The sequence below is a fragment of the Glutamicibacter sp. MNS18 genome, from assembly GCF_026107515.2.
Taxonomy (GTDB): Bacteria; Actinomycetota; Actinomycetes; order Actinomycetales; family Micrococcaceae; genus Glutamicibacter.
On record NZ_JAPCHW010000004.1, the window covers coordinates 314199 to 334416 of the forward strand.

At 60.9% G+C, this 20218-nt stretch carries 19 protein-coding genes; 15 read left to right on the forward strand and 4 right to left on the reverse strand.

The window, feature by feature from the left end; genetic code table 11:
* Nucleotides 1–136 precede the first annotated feature (136 nt).
* From truB to OK351_RS07200, 11 genes are all read left to right on the forward strand, one after another.
* Nucleotides 137–1060 (forward strand): tRNA pseudouridine(55) synthase TruB, encoded by a 924-nt coding sequence (gene truB / locus OK351_RS07150; RefSeq protein WP_265157291.1) that lies wholly within the window; start codon nucleotides 137–139, stop codon nucleotides 1058–1060.
* 38 nt (nucleotides 1061–1098) lie between these two features.
* Entirely contained in the window at nucleotides 1099–1476 is a 378-nt protein-coding gene (locus OK351_RS07155) for a hypothetical protein (RefSeq protein ID WP_265157293.1), read from the forward strand.
* Entirely contained in the window at nucleotides 1473–1949 is a 477-nt protein-coding gene (locus OK351_RS07160; RefSeq protein ID WP_265157295.1) for a hypothetical protein, read from the forward strand. Before OK351_RS07155 ends, OK351_RS07160 begins: the two co-directional genes overlap by 4 nt.
* 57 nt (nucleotides 1950–2006) lie before the next feature.
* Nucleotides 2007–2957, forward strand: coding sequence for a bifunctional riboflavin kinase/FAD synthetase (locus OK351_RS07165; protein WP_265157297.1), 951 nt, complete (start codon nucleotides 2007–2009; stop codon nucleotides 2955–2957).
* A 5-nt stretch (nucleotides 2958–2962) separates the two neighbouring features.
* Complete coding sequence (locus OK351_RS07170) at nucleotides 2963–3748, forward strand: class I SAM-dependent methyltransferase (protein WP_265157299.1); 786 nt, start codon at nucleotides 2963–2965, stop codon at nucleotides 3746–3748.
* Between the two features lie 107 nt (nucleotides 3749–3855).
* A complete protein-coding gene (gene rpsO, locus OK351_RS07175; protein WP_265157301.1) occupies nucleotides 3856–4125 on the forward strand; it encodes a 30S ribosomal protein S15 in 270 nt (89 codons plus the stop codon).
* Nucleotides 4126–4337: 212 nt separating this feature from the next.
* The gene (locus tag OK351_RS07180) at nucleotides 4338–4769 is read left to right on the forward strand and encodes a helix-turn-helix transcriptional regulator (protein WP_265157303.1); all 432 of its coding nucleotides are present in this window, start codon (nucleotides 4338–4340) and stop codon (nucleotides 4767–4769) included.
* A gap of 22 nt (nucleotides 4770–4791) precedes the next feature.
* Nucleotides 4792–5202: a VOC family protein gene (locus OK351_RS07185; protein WP_371931392.1), complete on the forward strand. Its 411-nt coding sequence runs from the start codon at nucleotides 4792–4794 to the stop codon at nucleotides 5200–5202.
* 173 nt (nucleotides 5203–5375) lie between these two features.
* A complete protein-coding gene (locus OK351_RS07190) occupies nucleotides 5376–5669 on the forward strand; it encodes a VOC family protein (protein ID WP_265157307.1) in 294 nt (97 codons plus the stop codon).
* Between the two features lie 689 nt (nucleotides 5670–6358).
* Nucleotides 6359–6751 (forward strand): DUF4282 domain-containing protein, encoded by a 393-nt coding sequence (locus OK351_RS07195; protein WP_265157309.1) that lies wholly within the window; start codon nucleotides 6359–6361, stop codon nucleotides 6749–6751.
* Between the two features lie 247 nt (nucleotides 6752–6998).
* On the forward strand, nucleotides 6999–8096 hold the full coding sequence (locus OK351_RS07200) for a pyridoxal-phosphate-dependent aminotransferase family protein (protein WP_265157311.1): 1098 nt from the start codon (nucleotides 6999–7001) through the stop codon (nucleotides 8094–8096).
* A 122-nt stretch (nucleotides 8097–8218) separates the two neighbouring features.
* Here the strand turns inward: OK351_RS07200 and OK351_RS07205 are convergent, their stop codons facing one another.
* A complete protein-coding gene (locus OK351_RS07205; RefSeq protein WP_265157313.1) occupies nucleotides 8219–8947 on the reverse strand; it encodes a type 1 glutamine amidotransferase domain-containing protein in 729 nt (242 codons plus the stop codon).
* 395 nt (nucleotides 8948–9342) lie between these two features.
* Between OK351_RS07205 and OK351_RS07210 the strand changes: the two genes are divergently transcribed.
* Nucleotides 9343–10320, forward strand: a complete 978-nt coding sequence (locus OK351_RS07210) for an Ltp family lipoprotein (RefSeq protein WP_265157315.1) — start codon at nucleotides 9343–9345, stop codon at nucleotides 10318–10320.
* Nucleotides 10321–10665: 345 nt separating this feature from the next.
* Here the strand turns inward: OK351_RS07210 and OK351_RS07215 are convergent, their stop codons facing one another.
* Genes OK351_RS07215 through OK351_RS07225 form a run of 3 tightly spaced genes read right to left on the reverse strand, consistent with a single transcriptional unit; the run spans nucleotide 10666 to nucleotide 15310 of the window.
* Complete coding sequence (locus tag OK351_RS07215; protein ID WP_265157317.1) at nucleotides 10666–11694, reverse strand: NAD-dependent epimerase/dehydratase family protein; 1029 nt, start codon at nucleotides 11692–11694, stop codon at nucleotides 10666–10668.
* Nucleotides 11691–14288, reverse strand: coding sequence for an alpha/beta fold hydrolase (locus OK351_RS07220; RefSeq protein WP_265157319.1), 2598 nt, complete (start codon nucleotides 14286–14288; stop codon nucleotides 11691–11693). Before OK351_RS07220 ends, OK351_RS07215 begins: the two co-directional genes overlap by 4 nt.
* Nucleotides 14285–15310 (reverse strand): 3-oxoacyl-ACP synthase III, encoded by a 1026-nt coding sequence (locus tag OK351_RS07225; protein WP_265157321.1) that lies wholly within the window; start codon nucleotides 15308–15310, stop codon nucleotides 14285–14287. Before OK351_RS07225 ends, OK351_RS07220 begins: the two co-directional genes overlap by 4 nt.
* A gap of 717 nt (nucleotides 15311–16027) precedes the next feature.
* Here OK351_RS07225 and OK351_RS07230 point away from each other — a divergent pair.
* The 3 genes from OK351_RS07230 (at nucleotide 16028) to OK351_RS07240 (ending at nucleotide 20166) form a co-directional block, all read left to right on the forward strand.
* A complete protein-coding gene (locus OK351_RS07230) occupies nucleotides 16028–18256 on the forward strand; it encodes a polyribonucleotide nucleotidyltransferase (protein WP_265157323.1) in 2229 nt (742 codons plus the stop codon).
* A gap of 138 nt (nucleotides 18257–18394) precedes the next feature.
* Nucleotides 18395–19795 carry a hypothetical protein gene (locus OK351_RS07235; protein ID WP_265157326.1) on the forward strand — a complete coding sequence of 467 codons (1401 nt, stop codon included), beginning with the start codon at nucleotides 18395–18397 and terminating at the stop codon, nucleotides 19793–19795.
* Nucleotides 19792–20166, forward strand: a complete 375-nt coding sequence (locus OK351_RS07240) for a hypothetical protein (protein WP_265157327.1) — start codon at nucleotides 19792–19794, stop codon at nucleotides 20164–20166. Before OK351_RS07235 ends, OK351_RS07240 begins: the two co-directional genes overlap by 4 nt.
* Nucleotides 20167–20218 lie beyond the last annotated feature (52 nt).

Genomic DNA, 20218 nt, shown 5'->3' on the forward strand with positions numbered 1-20218 from the left:
TACCGGAAGACCGGCCGGGAACAACCGTGCTCCATGGGGCCTTGCCCACGGGACGGGAGACGGGTACGGGTGTCATCTGCCACGCTTCGGTCTTAGGGCAGGCATAAATTATGCGCCAACCCATATACTGGAAGGCGTGAGTAAAGCCGGGCAGAACACTGAAGAGCAGGCCTCGGGCCTCGTATTGGTCGACAAGGATCAGGGAATGACCTCCCATGACGTGGTGGGCCGCATCCGCCGTCTTGCGGGCACCCGAAAGGTGGGCCACGCGGGCACCCTGGATCCCATGGCCACGGGCGTGCTGGTGATCGGCGTCAACAAGGCCACCCGGTTGCTGACCTACATCGTGGGCCACGACAAGACCTACACCGCCACCATCCGCCTGGGACAGAACACTGTCACCGATGATGCCGAGGGTGAGATTATTTCCGAGCGGATCGCGGCCGCCATCACCGATGAGGACATCGAGCGTGAAGTGGCCAAGCTGCGCGGCGAGATCGAGCAGGTTCCCAGCCAGGTTTCTGCCATCAAGGTGGATGGCAAACGGTCCTATGCACGCGTTCGTGCCGGTGAACAGGTGGAGCTCAAGGCCCGCCCGGTGACCATTAGCCGCTTCGAGATCCACCAGGTGCGCCGTGAGGCCGCTGGCAAGGTCCTGGACGTGGACGTGACGGTCGCCTGCTCCTCCGGAACCTATATCCGGGCATTGGCCCGTGACCTGGGTGAGGCCCTGAACGTCGGGGGACACCTTACGGCCCTGCGCCGCACGGAGGTCGGCCCCTACCAGATTTCACAGGCGAAACGTCTGGCCGAGTTGGCTGACGAATTCGGCATGCTGCCCTTGGACCAGGCCGCGGCTGCGTTGTTCCCCAACCGCACGGTGAGCGTGGACGAAGCCGTCGAACTGTCGTTCGGACGTGCCATCGCCGCCTCCAGCACGGTCATGGAGGTCAGCCAGGGTGATCTGGTTGCGGCTTTCTCCCCGAACGGCACCTTGGTGGCCCTGCTCAAGGACCAGGGCGAGAAGGCCCGTACCCAGCTGGTCTTCACTGCCAAGTAGCCATGACACGCACATTCGTACCGAAAGGGCACTAGCCTGTGATCATTGTTGACGGCTTCTTCATCGCCGGGGCCATCATCTGTGGTGTTGCGGCGTTGCTCGGTCTGGTAGCCACGGTGATCCGCAGGCACCCGGATGACTATGCGCTGATCGCCACGGCACTGACCGAGGTGTACCTGGTCGTGTACGGAATCGCTGCGGGTATCCGCCAGGCCGGTGGGGAAACGGTGACCGGGGAGCTCTGGGAATTCTGGGGCTACTTGATCACCGCGCTGATCATCCCGCCGATTGCCTTCTTCTGGGCGATCAGCGACAAGAGCCGATGGGCCAACGCCGTGTTGACGGCCAGCGCGCTAATAGTTTTCGTGATGGTGTTCCGCATGGAACAGATTTGGGATGCAGGAGCATTGGTATGAGTGAAAAGCAGCGCACTTCGCGCATCGTCGACGCCGCGGCCGCTCGCAAGGGTGCCCGACCGGAAAGCAAACCGGGACGCTCCACGGGACTGGGACGGATCATCATCGCCGTCTACGGCGTGCTCGCTTTATCGGCAACCATCCGGGCGCTGTACCAGATGATCTTCCGTGATTTTTCAGAGGCCCCGGTAGCCTACACCCTGTCGCTACTTGCCGGACTGGTCTACATCCTGGCCACGTTCACCCTGGCCTCGGCCAAGCCCAGGGCCTGGTTCCTTTCCCTGTGCGCCGTATCATTCGAACTCGTCGGTGTGCTGGTCGTGGGAACCCTGTCCTTTACCCATCCGGAACTTTTCGCCCATGACTCGGTGTGGAGTTTCTTCGGCAAGGGGTACGGGTACATCCCATTGGTTCTCCCGGTGGTGGGCCTGTGGTGGCTGTACCGTAACCGTGATGAACGTCTGTCGGTCTAGTCGTGTAAGAATTGCTGGGGCAGCTATAGTTGCCTCAGATCACACAAAAGGAGCATCGTGCACTATTGGAAGGGCCTTGAGGCGGTCCCGGCAGCTGCTGGGCCCACCGTGGTGACCATTGGTAACTTCGACGGAGTCCACCGGGGACACTGCGAAGTCCTTGAACAGGCCGTCTACCGGGCCAGGGAGCTGGCGGCCAAGTCCGTGGCCATCACCTTCGACCCCCACCCCGCCCTGGTGCACCGTCCGGATCAGGCCCCCGAACTGATCATGGGACTGGCCGATCGGATCGATTTGCTGGATGCCGTCGGACTCGATGCGGTCTTGATGATCCACTACACCCTTGACTTCGCGGAGAACTCGGCTGATGACTTCGTCCGTGAGGTCTTTGTGGAGAAACTTGGCGCCGTGGCGGTGGTGGTCGGCCATGACGTGCGTTTCGGCAAGGACAATGCCGGCGACTTCGAGTTCATGCAGCAGCTGGGAATCAAGTACGGATTCGACGTTATCGGTGTTGAGGATGTGGGGGACAAGCGCCGTTTGTCATCCACCTGGGTGCGTGAAGAGCTGTCCGCCGGCAACGTCGAAGGAGCAGCCGAGATCCTGGGCCGCCCGCACCGGATGCGCGGCGAAGTGGTCCACGGGGCAGCCCGTGGCCGTGAATTGGGGTTTCCCACCGCCAATCTGGCGGCCGATGCCACCGGTATCATCCCGGCCGACGGCGTCTATGCCGGCTGGCTGGTTGACGAAGCGGACATGCGTTGGCCGGCCGCTATCTCGGTTGGCTCCAACCCCACTTTCGAGGGAGTCTCACGTGTGGTTGAAGCCCACGTCATCGACCGCCCTACCGAGGATTTCGGGGACTTCGATCTCTACGGCCAGCAGGTGGTAGTCGAATTCGTCAAGCATCTGCGTCCCATGGTGGCATATCGGGGGATCGAGGCGTTGATCGAGCAGATGAACGAGGACGTGGAACAGACCCGCAGCGTGCTCTCCACGCAGGTCTGAAAACCGTGTCCGAGATCCCTTCCCTTCCGCAACGTGCCTTCACGGTAGATGCGCAACGGCGTGCCGAGCTCGCCTCGGCCTTTCAAACAGGTGCCGACAGCTATGACAAGATCCGGCCATCCTACCCGGAAGCCGCCTTGGACTTCACACTGCATGGGGACCCTGCCAGGGCAGTGGACATTGGTTGCGGCTCGGGGATCTTCACCGAACAACTGGTGGCGCGGGGGCTGGAGGTCACCGCGGTCGACCCATCCAGGGACATGCTCGATGTGTTGTCCCGCAGGTTGCCGGATGTCCGGACGGTCTGCGCCGGGGGAGAGGACACCGGGCTTGCTGCAGGGAGCGCACAACTGGTCACCTACGCCCAGGCGTGGCACTGGGTGGAACACCAGGCGGCCAGCGCGGAAGCCGCCCGGTTGCTGACCGAGGGTGGATGGCTGGTATTGCTCTGGAACCAGCTGGACGTCTCGATTCCGTGGGTTCACAGGCTGGCGCGGATCATGCATGCAGGTGATGTTCATCGCCCGGATCTTCAACCTCCCGTGGGCAGGCAGTTCGCCGCACCGGAGCACGGTCTGTGGCATTGGTCCATGGGCTTGGACTTCGCAGAGCTGGTCGAACTGACCAAAAGCCGCAGTTACTACCGCAAATCCAGTGAAAATACCCGCGCCAAGGTGGAAGGCAACCTGGAATGGTACTGGTGTGAACACCTTGGGTATTCGACCACGGAGAGTGTGGCAGTGCCGTATCTCACCCATGCCTGGAGGGCGCGCAAACGCACTCGCAGGTGATAACATTAACGCTGGCCTACGCTGCAGTCCGCGGTTGCGTGGGGCCACGTTGCAGGGTGATTCCCGGAACATGAATTGTAAGCGCGGTCCAACTCTAGGAGTTTGTTATGGCACTGGATGCCACTATCAAGAATGAAATCATCAAGGCTTACGCCACCCATGAGGGTGACACCGGTTCGCCTGAGGTTCAGATTGCCGTCATGTCCCGCCGTATCTCGGACCTGACTGAGCACCTGAAGCAGCACAAGCATGACCACCACACCCGCCGTGGCCTGATGGCCCTGGTTGGTCGTCGTCGTCGTATGCTCGGCTACCTCAAGAACACCGACATCGAGCGTTACCGTTCGCTGATCGAACGTCTGGGCCTGCGCAAGTAGTTCCCTCTCGTATTTGGAAAACCCCGGCGCTGCCGTGGGCGAGTCAACGAAAGTTGCACGAGCCTATTGCGGTGTCGGGGTTTTCTGCTGCCCATACCAACTTCCTCCCGGTAACCGTGTCCGCAGGTTGTCCCGAAACTTCCCCAGGGTCAAGGAGGTGCCAGTTGAGCCAACGACACTTCGGCAAGCTGGTGTCGTGAAATAATCTGGGTATGGCCAGCGACAATGCGGAACTGCAGAAACTACGGGATATCGTGCAGATTCGGCGTGTGCGTGACCGGATCGACCGCGAGTATGCGCAACCGCTGAATATCGAGGAATTGGCCCGTGGCATACATATTTCCAGCGGGCACCTGAGCCGGGAATTTCGCCGGATATACGGTGAGTCGCCGTACTCGTACTTGATGACGCGCAGGATCGAACGCGCGATGGCCTTGTTGCGCCAAGGAGACGTGAGTGTCACCGATGCCTGTTTTAAGGTCGGTTTCTCGTCGCTGGGAACCTTCAGCACCCGCTTCACGGAGCTGGTTGGCGTACCACCGAGCGTGTACCGCAGGGCGGAAACCGTTTACACCATAGGGATGCCGTCGTGCCATACGCAACAGGTCACCAGACCGATCAGGAATCAAGAAGCACGAGGCTAATCGCGCTGGTAGTTTGAATTCCATGGAAATCAAGATTCACTGCGCCTTCCTGCCCCACACCGATGCCGAAGCCGCGCTCGGATTCTACCGCGATGCCCTGGGGTTCGAAGTGCGCAAAGATGTCGGCTATCAGGACATGCGTTGGATCACGGTTGGGCCGGTAGGGCAACCTGAGACATCGATCCTGTTGCATCCGCCTGCCGTTGACCCCGGGATCACCGATGATGAGCGCAAGACCATCCTTGAATTGATCGCCAAGGGCTCCTATACGGCCATTACCTTGTCGTGTGATGACTTGGATGGGCTCTTCGAACGGCTTGAAGCAATCGGCGCGGATGTTGTCCAGGAACCGATGGATCAGGACTACGGCGTTCGGGATTGCGCCTTCAGGGATCCTGCCGGTAATCTGATCCGCATGAACCAGGTCGGATGAGAATGCCATGACGATCCTCAGCCTGGTCCCGTCGGCCACTGGCCCGGACAAATAACCGGCAAAATGGGGCCGGCCCCGACGCTGACGACCTGGGGTCACCGAATCCCCGGCTCGTTGTCAACAGCTATTCGCGGATTCTTGCTTAATCCGCTCTGGCCGTTGCAGACATCGTAATGCTCGAGGATGCTGGAACGCTGCGGTTGACCACCCCTGTGCTCGTCTCGGATGACGCGAGGCAGGACTTCCCCGGGGCCGCGCTCGCGATTATCGTCGAACAACCCAGTGATGTTGAGCGCCTGGCTGCGTTGGTCGGTGAGGGTGGCGGTCGTACTGCGGAACCGGCAGGAAAGCAGTTCTTCGGCGGTTTTTGCGGTTCCTGCATTGCTCCGGGAGGCACACCATGGAAGATCTCCGCCCAGAAAGAGAAGAACTCCGGATCACCCGCAACAGCGGCCGGTATCCGTTAAGTGGGGAAATTTCTGAGTGTTGAGAAGCCGACGAACTCCAAGGCCTTCTGCGGGGCGCGGGGAATGACCCTTCGTCACGATGACGCAGACAAGTTCGTGGACTTCGAAATGGCTGCGGGCACTTTCCGGCTTGGCCTACTTCCATGTCATGGATTGGCGAAGGACCTGGGAATCCAGGACAGCGGACAGGGAAACGGTGAGTTGGCTTTGGTGCACCTCATTGCCGGTCGTGAAGAGGCCGATGTCCTGTTTTGAACGGTGGGCGAAGCGGGAGCAAGGGTCGCAGTCTGCGACGGTGGCAGCGATGGCGAAAGCTCGTGGGGAAGGTTCTTCGATCCCGACGGCCACACCTGGACAAGCGAACTAGTACGGTGCCACCGCTATCGCCCAGCCGAGGTCGATCGGCAGGGCGTACCCACAGTACGCCAGTAAGAGACCGGGACTTTTCTTGCCCGGACCAGAGGTTCGGCCGCAGGCCAGGAAATCGTCGTCCGGATACGGCGTGATGGAGGCTCTCTGCTTGCTGGCCACGCGCGGATCACCCGCAAGGGAATTCTCAAGCGCCCATAGGGGAGCGCAATTAGCCGAAGGGTACAGGAAAGCTGCCTGGTACAGATAGCCTGATGAATCGGGAAGCTAGAATCAGACATAGAGCCACATTTAACTGATTTTATCCATAGATTCGGGTAATGTTTTCAACATCACTAGCATCTATCCAGAAAGTGAGAGCAAAAATGAAGGCGCTCTTCGATCTCGAATTCCGCAAGTTCGTCACCCCGACCATCATCAAGATCCTCTACATCCTGATCATGGCCATGCTGGGTGTCGGTTACATCATTGCGGTTGTTGCCGCATTCCAGGCTAGCGCAGGCTTTGGTATCTTCACCCTGCTGATCCTTGGTCCATTGTTCGTGCTGATCTACCTGGCCTTGGCCCGCGCAGGCCTTGAATCGCTGATCGCTCAAATCCGCACCGCTGAGAACACTGCCGAGCTGGTTCGCCTGGCAGGCGGTAACGCTCCAGGAGCCGCACCACAGGCTCCCAACGGTCCAACCCCGCCGGCTAATCCATACCAGCAGTAAGATCGCCGCAAAGCACCGGACTTCCCTCGGGAAGGCCGGTGCTTTGCTCATGAAGCGGGTGGTTTACGCGCATGAATTGGGCCACGGCGGCTCGTCGGGTACCGAGCCCAGCGACGGAGCGGCGAAGGGCGCGGCTCATTTGAGCATCACGGTTTCTGTAATGCGGAAATATGCTCTCGTTTTCGTTTGGTTATGGGGTTAGGGTGGAAAGAGTACTCATCACACCGTTTCATGAGAGTGAGCAATCATGACCTCGATAGTTCCCACACGTCACCTGTTCGGCCCGGGTCCGTGCAATCCTTATCCGGAGGCAACCTCAGCTTTGGGACTGCCGCTGCTGGGCCATCTGGATCCCGAATTCATTGCCCGCATGGATCGTGTCGCTGACGGTCTGCGCGTGCTGTGGGGGACACGGAATGCACGCACACTGCCCCTGAGTGCCACGGGTTCGGCCGGAATGGAGGCAGCCTTCGTCAACACTGTCACGGATGGTGATGTCGCCGTCATTGCCGTCAACGGACTATTTGGTGAGCGCATGTGCGAAGTTGCTTCGCGGGTCGGTGCAGAGGTGGTCCGTGTTGACCATGAGTACGGAACACCGATCGACGCGGAGCGTGTGGCCGCTGCGCACCCGAACCCCACAGTGATTGCCGGTGTCCATGCGGAAACCAGCACGGGTGTGGTCTCCGATATTGCCGCCTTGGGCGCGATCAAGGGGGAGGCCCTGCTGATTACCGACGCCGTGACCTCCATCGGTGGCATGCCGGTACACGCCGATGATTGGGGAATCGACATCGGATATGCGGGAACCCAAAAGTGCATCGGTGTAGCCCCGGGCCTGGCCCCGTTCACGATCTCCGATCGAGCCTTTGAACGAAGGATCGAGAAGCCCTCGTCCTGGTACCTTGACCTTGGATTGCTCGGCGGATATACAACTGGTGCAACGGGTGGCGGCCGCACCTACCACCACACCGCTCCGGTGGCCATGGTGGCCTCACTTGAAGCGGGAATCAACCGTATTCTGGCCGAGGGGTTGGATGCTGTCACCGAACGCCACCAAGCGGCCGGCAAGGCGCTGCAGGACGGCATCCAGACCATGGGTCTGGAGCTATTTGCCCAGGAAGGCTCGCGCCTGCCGCAGCTGACCACGGTCAAGGTCCCGGAGAACGTGGACTCGGCCAAGGTCCGCGGTTACCTGCTTGAGCGCTTCAATATCGAAATCGGTGGCGGTGTGGGCCAATATGCCAATACTGTCTGGCGGATCGGTTTGATGGGACCGAACGCGAACCCGGGTTCCGTGGCGTTGATCCTCTCCTCCCTGAAGGAAGCCATCGACAAGGCGTAAGCAATCATTGATGAACCATCAGCCCAGCACGTTTCCCCGGGGAGTGAAATGTGCTGGGCCGATCCGGTTGCGCAGTTTCTGGCCAACGGCCACTACCACGCGAATGGCGGCAGTTCGGAGGACTACTTGGTCTCGGTTTCCTCCAAGAGGGCTGCTGCCTTGGCTTTCTCCTGGTGGATGATCTCGGCCAGCAGCTTTTCCATTTCCTTGGCGACGCCGGCGGCTGAAGCCGGATTCTGCCCGGTGACCAGTCGGCCATCCACGATGACGTTCTCGGTGAAGTTCTCGGCCGGCACGTGGGTGGCGCCGTTCTCCTCCAGCCGGTCGGCCAGCAGGAACGGGACAACCTTCTCCTTGCCCACGGCGGCTTCCTCGTCATTGGTGAAGGCGGCGACTTTCTTGTTCGTGAGGATCTTCAGACCGTGCCCCAACTCGACATCCAGTAGTCCGGCCGGCCCGTGGCAGACGGCACCCACAATCCCTCCGGTGTTGTAGATCTTGGCCAGCAGGTTCTGGAGGCCCTCGTTGCCGGGAAAGTCCCACATCGTGCCGTGACCTCCCACAAGATACACGGCGTCATATTGTTCGGGGTCAACCACTGCTACCCGTGCTGTGTTGTACAGCCCCGCACGTGCGGTCTCATCCTCGGTGAAGAGCACCTGGATGGGGTCATCCCTGTCCACCTCGTCACGAGGGGGCTGGCCGCCCTTGATTGAAGCGAAGTCAACAAAATGGCCCGAGTCCCGGAAAACCTTCCAGGGGTGGGCGGCTTCGGCGACGTTGTAGCCGGTAGGCTCTCCACTATCGCCAAGCTCGGAAACGCTGGTCAGTACCATGAGGATTTTCTTCATGGGTTACTCCTTTCGTTTACTGGTCCCCACCCTACAAACCCGGGCGCTCTCCGCAAGAACAGGGGCCCTCCTTTCAGGAAGTTCCCTGAGGATTGCCGGAAAACGTGGACAAGAATCCCCGGCGGTTATTGTGTCGCCTGCCAACTGTGCCGACTGCGCAGGGGTCTGAGTGACCCTTGATCCTGAAGTGCTTTTGGCGGCCAGCCGCACCGTGAATGCTGTCTTGGCTCTCGGTCGTACGACGGGCGTGGCATCACGGAGGTCGCCAAGTGGGACCGCACTTCAAGCAAAACGTGAAGTAACTGCACAATTTGTCGGTCACGATCCATATACTCTGACTATGAGCTGGCTTGTGCCACTCGCCACCTACCGCAGTCTTGTTTCAAGGGGGAAAAATGACTGTTCGTTTCAATGTACCGCCGAACTGGCGGCAGTATCTTCCCGATGCCTTCCAGCCGGAGACGACATGGACACCTGAGCCCGAATGGGGCGCACCTCCCGCAGGGTGGTATATGTGGGTCAATACGCAGGATGGAAGTCCAGTCATGCCACCTCCGGAGTATGCGGAGAACCCCTACCTGTACATGTACGTGATGCCCTCAGCGGGTCAACCAACAGTGCCTACGACAGTGCTGCCGCAGACAGCAGGGTCTGACTCCCAAGCCCTGAACGCGAGCCCTGGGAGCAAAAAGAAGCTGGGCAAGGGGGCAAAAATCGGTCTGGGTGTGGCCGGCTTCGTTGTGGTTGTCGGCATCATCGGGGCGTTGAGCTCCGGCGGCGGTAGTGCTCCAACCGGGGCTGCTTCATCAGCTAGCAGTACGGCGCAAGCTGAGCTGAGTGCCAGTCCGGCTACCGTTGAGTCCCCACAACCGGATAATAGTGCGCGGGCCCTGGCCGCGGCTGAATCCGAAGCTGCGGCAAGTAGCAAGGCCGAGGAAGAAGCGGAAGCCAGCCGGCAGGCCGAAGAAGAAGCCCGTGCCAAGGCTGAACAACAAGCCAAGGATGAAGCCGAAGCGAGTGCGAAGGCCGAGGAAGAAGCCCAACGAGAGGCCGAAGCCAGCGCAAAGGCTGAGGCTGAAACAGGCACACGTAGCCAACAGAACGCCCTACGATCGGCGGAGAACTACCTGTCGTTTATGGCTTTCTCACGCAAAAGCCTGATTGAGCAACTGGAATTTGAGCAGTTTGCCAAGGATGACGCTACGTGGGCTGTTGATCGCGTTGAGGTCGATTGGAACGAGCAGGCAGCCAAATCTGCTGAAAACTACCTGAGCTTCACTTCCTTTTCCAAGGCAGGGCTGGTGGACCAGTTGATTTTTGAAGGGTTTACACGCAAGCAAGCCGAATACGGGGTCGCCCAAACCGGGCTGTAGATCAGATCACGACCAGTGCCAAACACCGTTGTTCACCTCGTCCGATAACGCGAGGCGAATAACGGTGTTTTCCGCAAGCCACCTGCAATGGAGGCTTGTCAAAGAACTGGCCTACCTGGCCACCGGTGAATCCTGAGCAGGCTCGCCAGCGGTGACTGCGCTGATTTCAACCAGTAGTGCTTCTTGGCCCGTCAGATCGGTTCGGAGCGTTCAACGCGGCAATGGGCAACGCCCAGAGCCTGTCTTGCCGATCACTGGCGCAGTAGCATACATCCTTAGAAATCGTGTTCTGTTTCCGGTGGGCCGGGAATTCGAAAGCGTAGTCGAGACCTGGTCACACGAAGTTCACATAGCTATCCGCGGTCCGATACCCCCGTAATGCGCCGCCAATTTACGAAGTCCCTCGTCGATGCTGACTGTTGGCTTCCAGTCAAGGATCTTCTGGGTATCGCGTTGGTCGAACCAGTGGGCTGTGGAAAGTTGCTCGGCCAGGAATCGGGTCATTGGCGGTTCGTCTTGTACCAGGTTTCGTGATCCAGCAGCAAGCCATGCGCGTTCAATGACCGAACCAGCACCGCGGGCCATCCAGCCGGGGACATGCAGGCGCGGAATGGGGGCACCGCCCGCACGACAGATTCCCGCGATCAATTCTCCCACGGGACGAGGTTCCGCGTTGGTGATGACCACGGCCTTTCCACGGGCGTCCGCCATCCGTTCCAGGCTCCGGGCTATTGCCGCCGCGGCGTTGTCGATATAGATGGTATCGATCAACGCGGCGCCATGGTCCAGTAAGGGCAATCGTCCGGACTTTGCTCGTTGAATCACCCGTTCCACCAACTGGGTATCCCCGGGCCCCCAAACCACATGTGGTCTCATGGAAGCCACCCGGAAGTTCCCTGAGTCCTCTGCGAGGGCCTCCAGCTCGGCAACTGCCTTGGAACGAGCGTAGTTTCCGCGGGCTCGTTCGGGATCAGCTTCACCCGCCGCTGCCCCAGCCAGGGAACTGCCGAAATGGGCGACTGAAGGCGAGGATACATTAACGAAATCCGTGACCCCTGCTGTCTTGGAGGCCTCGAGTAGAGTACGCGTGCCGACGATATTGGTATCAACGAATTCCTTCCAACGCCCGGTGAAGGAGACCTTGGCCGCCAGATGGACGACCGCATCCATGGAATCAACGGCACGTTCCACTGCCGCGGTGTCCGTAAGGGAACCCAGGATTTCGTCGGTGGCCCCGGCTGAGGGGCGGCGCTGGAAGGTGCGCACGTGATGGCCCTGAACACGCAGTACCTGTGCGACGGCGCCACCGAGCATTCCACTGGCGCCGGTTACCAGAATCCGTTTCCGAACCGTCCGTACCTGCCCGGTGCTCATGGGTTGCCGATCCTTCCACCCGATACGGCTTTGGTGGCCCAGGCCGCCAGCGCCGTGCGGTCAATTTTTGAATTGTGCCGGATATCGGTCGGCAAGGCGGGAACCAGCAGCACTGCAGCAACATCAACCCCGATGGCGGATACCGCGGAACGGACGGCCTGGGACACGGCGGCCGATGCCGGTCCGGCCTTCTTCACCGCGGGAACGGACTCCATGACGATCACCGCGGCTTGGGTTCCTTTGGGGCCAACGCCCACCAGTGCGGCCCGGCCGGCACCTGCCACAGACTCGGCAGCATGTTCAGCGGCTACCGGCGTGACAGGGCCTTTCGCGGTGTGCAGCACATGCCCCAACCGGCCTTCGACCCAAAGGCAGCCCGCGTCGTCGAAATGGCCGACATCGCCGGTACGGTGCCAGCCGGGAACCGAGGTGCTCTGCTCCTCGGTGAACCACAGCCTGTCGTAGCGGTCCTTGACATGCGGTGCACGTACCAGGATCTCCCCGGTCGCATGCACGGAAGTGCACGGCTCGTTCGCGGGACATCCCTGGGGGTCCAATGGCGCAATGGCGACCTGTGCGCCGCAGACGGCTGTCCCGACACAGACTCCGTTGCCGGAGCCGGCCCGCTGGATTCCGTCCAGCGTGATATCGGTAACGGGAAGGGCCTCGGTCATCCCATAGGGGGTGTGAACCCGCGCATTGGGAACCAGCGCTTGGACCTTGGCCAGCAAGGGCTCCGGGATGGGAGCACCGGCCGAGAGCATCAGTGACACGGCTTCCAACGAATCCCGCTGACCAGGGCTGAGTTCGGATTGGGTTGCCAGGACATTGGCCAAGGCAGCCGGCGAAGCGAATATGGCGGTGGCCTTGACCGCTTCGGCGGCCTCGGCCAGTGCGCTGGCCGTCAAGGTCCGCGGTGCGGTCACATCCATGTTGGGGGTGACCGAAGTGGCACCGAGTGCCGGTCCGAGCAGGGCGAAAGGTGCAAAGCCTGCCACCAGCGCGGAACCTGCCTGCAAGCCATAGGTCTGGTGCAGTGTGTCCCTCATGGCGGCCAATTGACGGTGCGTGTACACCACCCCCTTGGCCGGTCCGGTCGAACCGGAGGTGAAAAGGACGGCAGCATCCGTATCGGGATCGACCGAGGTGAAGCCGTCGGACCCTGCCTTGGCGTTTACGCCCAGGTCCAACAGTTCGTTCACCGTGTACCGGACACCCAGCATCTTGCGCTTGGCCATGGAAAGGTCGGTGACAGCGATCCGGATGCCCGGCCAGCCGAACAGTTTAGCCCCGGCCAGGGCTCGGTCGATACCGATCAGGTAATCGGGTCCCGCGCCGCGAATGGCCCGTCCCATGCCCTTGGTGCCGAGCCCGGCATCGGCGACGACAATGACTGCCCCCAGCCTCAGGCAGGCATAGATCAATGATGTCAGCTCAATGCCCGGGGGAACCAGCAGGTTTACCCGGGTCCCTGCGGTGACACCGATCTGTTGCAGGCCGGTTGCCAGGGCGTTGACCTGCCGTCCAAGCTCGGCCCATGAGAGCGATCGTGGGGGGTGGATATCCACCACGGCCACTGAGGGGTCCTCGGTGCGCGCATCAAGTTGGGCCAGCATGGGCCGGTACTCGCCGCCGGTGGCCCGTGCCGCGTTTTTCGCCTTGCGGGATGTTGAGTTCCCAGCGGTAAGCCATTCAAAAACCGGGGTGGCTATATCGCGGTCTTCCTGGACCAGGTGACCGGCACCTTCGAAGCGGTGGACTTCTGCCTGAGGCAGCCTGGAGAGAAGATCACGGAGGTAACGGTCGGAAAAAACCGGGTCCTTGGGACCCCACAGCAGCAGCGCGGGGGCATCCAGGGAACGGATCCCTTCGGAGATCCCATCCAGGGCAGGCCGGCTTGGATGATCTGGTGCGAAGGGGATATCCGCCACGAAATTGGCGACACCCGTACGCCGGTCGGCAGCGGTGTATGGAGCCATGAACGCCTGGCGGATCTCGGGTTTCAATGCGGGCCGGGCCAATGAGTGGGTGACACGAAGGAACGCGTCCGTGGTCTTGGTGCCCCAGCCGTGTACGGCCGGGTTCGAGGCAAGGCGCAGGGCGGCAGGCAGGTCGAAACCTGCGGGGTGGACCGCGGTGTTGGTCAAGACCAGGTTGGCTAGCTGCTCCTGGTGCGCCAAAGCCCACCCCAGGGAGATGATGCCACCCCAGTCATGTCCTACCGTGGTGACCGGCCCGCTGATCTCCAGGGCCGTGGTCAAATCGCCGAGGTCGATGACACGGTCCGCGAGCCGTCGGAAGGTGGCTGTCCGGGCCGAGTAGCCCATGTCCAACTGGTCAACGGCAACCACCCGCCAGGGAAGGCCGTGATCGGCTACATGTGTCAACAGGCTGCGCCAGAGGAAGGACCACGTCGGATTGCCGTGGATGCATAGCAAAGTTCCCCGGGGCACGATCCCGCGTTCATTGAGTTCGGTGAGGTTATCCAGGATGTGCCATCGATGGCGGGTCCCGGGCGAATCGATTGGGGAAGTGGAAGGAACGTCGACGTATCGCGAGTATTCTTCCTTGACTCCGGGGAAGATCTCGTTCACCAAGCGATCTCCATCATGGTGGTGTTCAGGCCGGAACCAACGCCCATGCACAGCACGCGATCGCCGGACTTCAAGGTGCCGGCTTCCTGGGAGAGGGTCATGGGGAGGGATGCCGGGCCTACGTTGCCCCATTTGGAGAAGGTTACCGGAACCCGATCGCGCACCAATCCGACGGCCTTGATGATGGCGTTGGTATAGGACTTGGAGACCTGGTGGGTCACATAGCGGTCCATGGACCTCCAATCCCAGCCTTCCCGATGGGCTTCGTCCCAGGCGTTGACGACCAAGTCCAGGCCGTTGTCCAACAACCCCTTCGTATCGGTGTACATGCCTGCCGGCCCACCGACACACAATTCATGGTGCTCGGTACCGGCACGGGAGACCCCGCCCAGGATCTGGTGGCTACCGGGGTGGGCATCGGCGGGGCCGATCACCGCTGCCGCGGCACCGGATCCGAGTGTCAACGTCGCGAATTCACGCATGTAGTCCTCACGGGTTGAACTCGGATTGTTCAGCCGCTCGAAGGTGATTTCCTGGGTCGGTCGGGCGTCTTCACCGGCCACGATCAGGGCGTACTTGATCTGGCCAGAATCGATCATGTTCGCGGCAAGGGTCATGCCGTTGACAAATCCAAGGCACGCATTGGCCACATCGAAATTCAGTGCCGAGGACGGCAGCCCCAAGCCATTGTGGACCTTTGAGGCCACTGATGGTTCCAGGTTGCGACGGGTCACCGAGGTATTGATCAACAGGCCGATCTGCCCGGGTTCCACCCGTGACTGGGCCAGGGCCTTTTTCCCGGCCTGGATGGCGGCGTCATCGAAGCCGACATCGCGGGACCACCAACGTCGTTCCCTGACCCCCGATACCCGCTCAAGCAGCTTCTTGGACAACCGCAGGCGCTTGAGGCTCGGTGCGAGGCGTTCGTCGAACTCGGCAGAACTCATGACTTCGGGCGCCAGTACGCTGTCGACGGCCAGAAGTGCCACGTTGTTGTGCCTAAAGGTAGCGTTACCGTTCAAAATGGAGCCTTCGTGTCGTAGCAGTCGTGCCGGATGAGTCGCGACGAAAAGAGGTCGTTGGTGTGTGAAATAACCAACAAGGGTATCTTCTTGCCTCTACCGTATTCCCTGCAGCACTTCGGGCGCTAAACTGCCACACCCGTTTCAGCCATTAGCGCGAAATTCAGGGGATTCTCAGGTATGTGCGCACCGGCCATCGGGCCGGAATATCGGTCTCCCGGGACCTTCCAAATCGTGGCATCCGGTATTGCCCTGTGGTTGGGCCGGGTGTGGTTCCGCCCGTTGGGAAGCATCGATGCTGGACTGATCCCTGGCCGGACCAATGCGGCACAACGGGAAGTTGCACGAGTCATGCGGCCGTGCGTTGCAGGGAATTGTTCGAACCCGGTCGTGGAGCCGGCCCACCAATTCCGATGTCAGCAGGAACCGAAAACACCCGGCGCGCCACTTGTCGCGGAACACCGGAACTGCACCTTTTGCCAATTCCCGGTAGGCTTGTAGGTGGGCTACCGTATCTTGCGGATAGCCCCAAGACAAATATCTCCCATGACCACGTGACCGTTGGTCCTGTACCGCCAGCATCGCGGTCCTCGGTAGTGGCTTTCGCTTACGCGCATTGGTGTCTAAGCGCGAGTCTCGATCGAAGACCAGATCTGGGTGGGACCGCAACGGTTCGCCGTGATCTTTCCGGGAGCGATCGAAAGGAGCACCCCCTTAATGGAGGGTCCAGAAATCCAATTCGCTGAAGCAGTCATCGACAACGGCCGATTCGGCCAGCGCACCATCCGCTTCGAGACCGGCCGCCTGGCCAAGCAGGCCGCAGGTGCGGCCATGGTCTACATCGACGAAGAGACCGCGCTGCTCTCGGCCACCACCGCCGGCAAGCACCCACGCGAGGGCTTCGACTTCTTCCCGCTGACCGTGGACGTCGAGGAGCGCATGTACGCTGCCGGCCGTATCCCGGGCAGCTTCTTCCGCCGCGAAGGTCGCCCGTCGACCGAAGCCATCCTGGCCTGCCGCCTGATGGACCGCCCGCTGCGCCCGGCTTTCGTCAAGGGCCTGCGTAACGAGGTCCAGGTGGTCGTCACCGTTCTGGCTATCGACCCGGATGAACTGTACGACGTGGTGGCCATCAACGCCTCCTCGATGTCGACCCAGCTCTCGGGCCTGCCGTTCTCCGGCCCGATCGGCGGCGTGCGTGTCGCCCTGGTCGACGATGGCAACGGTGCCCAGTGGGTAGCCTTCCCGCGCCACTCCGAACTGAAGAACGCCGTGTTCAACATGGTGGTAGCCGGACGTGTTGCCGGTGACGACGTGGCCATCATGATGGTTGAGGCCGAGGCCACCGACAACGCCTGGGAACTGATCAAGGAACGCGGGATCCAGGCACCGACCGAAGAGGTTGTGGCCGAAGGCCTGGACGCCGCCAAGCCATTCATCAAGGTCCTGTGCGAGGCCCAGGCCGACCTGGCTTCCCGCGCCGCCAAGGAAACCGTTGAATTCCCTGTCTTCCGCGACTACGAGGAAGACGCCTACGCCGCCGTGGAGGCTGCCGCAGCCGCCCGCCTGACCGAGATCTACCAGATCGCCGACAAGCAGGACCGCGACAACACCGCCAGCGCGTACAAGGAAGAAATCGTTGAGCAGCTGGCTGGCGAGGGCAAGGACTTCGCCGAGCGCGCCGGTGAGATCTCCAAGGCCTTCGGCGCCGTGACCAAGCAGGTAGTGCGCCAGCGCATCCTGACCGAGCAGGTCCGCATCGACGGCCGTGGCCTGGCGGACATCCGCCAGCTCTCCGCCGAGGTCGAGGTCCTGCCTCGCGTGCACGGTTCGGCGATCTTCGAGCGCGGCGAGACCCAGATCATGGGCGTGACCACCTTGAACATGCTCAAGATGGAGCAGCAGATCGACTCGCTGAGCCCGGTCACCTCCAAGCGCTACATGCACAACTACAACTTCCCGCCTTACTCGACCGGCGAAACCGGCCGCGTTGGTTCGCCGAAGCGCCGCGAAATCGGTCACGGCGCCCTGGCCGAGCGTGCGATCGTGCCCGTTCTGCCCTCGCGTGAAGACTTCCCGTACGCCATCCGCCAGGTTTCCGAGGCGCTGGGCTCCAACGGCTCGACCTCAATGGGTTCGGTCTGCGCCTCGACCCTGTCGCTGCTGAACGCCGGTGTGCCTTTGAAGGCAGCCGTCGCCGGTATCGCCATGGGCCTGGTTTCGGACACCGTGGACGGGGAAACCCGTTACGCCGCCCTGACCGACATCCTGGGCGCCGAAGACGCCATGGGCGACATGGACTTCAAGGTGGCAGGAACTTCCGAGTTCATCACCGCGATCCAGCTGGACACCAAGCTCGATGGCCTGCCGGCCTCGGTGCTCGGTGCCGCGTTGACCCAGGCCCGCGAAGCCCGTCTGCATATCCTGAACGTCATCAACCAGGCCATCGACACCCCTGATGAGCTGAGCGTCAACGCTCCTCGCATCATCTCGGTGAAGATCCCGGTTGACAAGATCGGCGAGGTCATCGGTCCGAAGGGCAAGATGATCAACCAGATCCAGGAAGACACCGGCGCCGATATCTCGATCGAGGACGACGGCACCGTGCTGATTGGCGCCACCGACGGCACTGCCGCCGAAGCCGCCCGTTCGGCCATCAACGCCATCGCCAACCCCCAGGTTCCTGAGATCGGCGAACGTTACCTGGGTACCGTCGTGAAGCTGACCACCTTTGGTGCGTTCGTTTCGTTGACCCCGGGCAAGGACGGCCTGCTGCACATCTCCGAGCTGCGTAAGATCAACGACGGCAAGCGCGTGGATGATGTCGAGGATGTCGTCTCGGTGGGTCAGAAGATCCAGGTCGAGATCACCAAGATCGATGACCGTGGCAAGCTGTCGCTTGCTCCGGTGGTTGAGGAAGAGGCTGTGGCCGTAGCGGCCGAGTAGTCTTCGGCAATTGCGCAAAGACATCCCGCCTGGCCGTATTCGGCCGGGCGGGATGTCGTCTTTAAGGAAATCCGCGGCCAGGATTCGCGCAATCATCTAGCATAAGGTGCAAGGCGTTCTTCGCGAATAGGGGACTCGATGACGGGCGAAAACGACATTGATCCGGAACAGGCCTTGGTTGCGGCCATGGCCGATGCGATCCTGTCCTGGAATTCGTGGTGTCACCGAAGGAAGGACAGCTATATCCCGATCGATGAAGATCGCGGACGGGTCCACCACTCGATGGACTGCACGCCAGTGCTGGATACACGGTTTGCAGTGGATCCCGGATTGCGTGGCTCCGGGTACATCGATCAGGAGGACCAGGCACTGCTGCCAGTTGCCATCGTCCAGAAGTCCAGTCTCCAGGAGTTTGATGCCCGTTCGGCCAGTGCTACCGCGTTAACCATCCTGACGCATCGCCAGAGTACCGAGCTTTCCGCAGGGATCCTGGCGTATTGCCTGCTCAGTGTTGAGAACTTGGTCCAGGATGCCCGTGGCATGATGGCAGCGATCACTGAGATCGTCGGCAGTTCGGATGACGCAGGTCTCATCGCCGGTCAATTGATCGAACAGGGAACATATGACGGAGTACGCGTCCTTGACCCCGAGTTGCTCATCATGCAGGGACAGCTTCCGGAATTGATCCGCAATCTTTCCACGGGATTCCTCCTATGCGTATTGATCCCGTTCCGCGACCTCGGACGCCGGATCATCATCAAGGTTTCGTATCTGTGGGAATTCAGGATCGTGGGTAACCGGTTTGGATCATTCATCAAGGGGCGCCGTTCCCTGCGGCTTCCGATGACCGCTGCCAGTGATACCCAGTCGTACCACATCGAGCTTCGACTGCCATCGAATGTGCGATGCCTGGGGATGAGTATTCCCGGGTCGATCGGCCTGGGTATAGATGAGCAGGGGAGGCAGGCATTCGCGATCGAGCCGGATCATGAGGTGGCAACGCCGACGGATACCACACTTCACCTGAATGGGTCGTACCTGATGCCTCCCTATCGACCAGACGCCTGGGTCGAGCTAGAAGGGGCACGCAATGATGCCTTTTGGGCTTCCATGGTCGGCGGATTACTCGTTTCCCTGCTGTGTGTGGCCATACTGAGCTCCGCCGTCAGGGGCAACATCGTTCTGGGTGCCGATAGCGGAGCGATCACGCTGCTGCTATCGATTCCCGCCGTCGTTCTGGGCTACGTATCGACCAAGGCCGACCACAGCCTCGGACAGCCCATGACATTGGTTCATCGGATCGCCTTGCTCGCCTATGCCGTGGCGCTGCTGGGCATGGCTGCCGCACCGATCTTGGTGGATGACAACCTCGTGGTTCGCGACGTGTGGATCGCCGGTACCGTGCTTGTCGTGCTCGTTTGGGTGATCATGCTGCTCAGACTCTATGCAGGATTTTGGCATAGACTGGGATACACGCTGTTCTTTGGGAACAATCCGCCAGCTGCAAGTTTTGAACGAGATTGGAGGCTGTCGCAATGAATCCGGTAATCGGACCATCCGGGAAAAAGGCAGGCAAGATTACGTTCAGGCCTTCACCACGTTACGGTCTGGCGGATAACGTACAGATCCAAGGTGGGCCGCCGGTAGAGGTTGCCACCCGCTTCGGCATATCGCCAAGTCTGTACTCGGAGGCCAGTGCCCAGAAAATCATCGCCCGTGAAATGTTGGTTCCCAAGGCCAACGCCTGGGTGTTGAAGGGGCAATCACCGGAAAAGATCCGGGCTTTTTCTTCCCCGGTGAAAGTTCAGGTCGTTGACGTTTCCAAACCCAGGTACGGGAATGCAACCACTCCGGATCAGCGGATCGAGCCCCCGGCTACGCCGGAGAGCGGTGCGAGTCCATTCGGCTAGCCGGTATCATCCATGAAGTGCTTGAAGGCACCCGGACTGGGAACACCGGTGG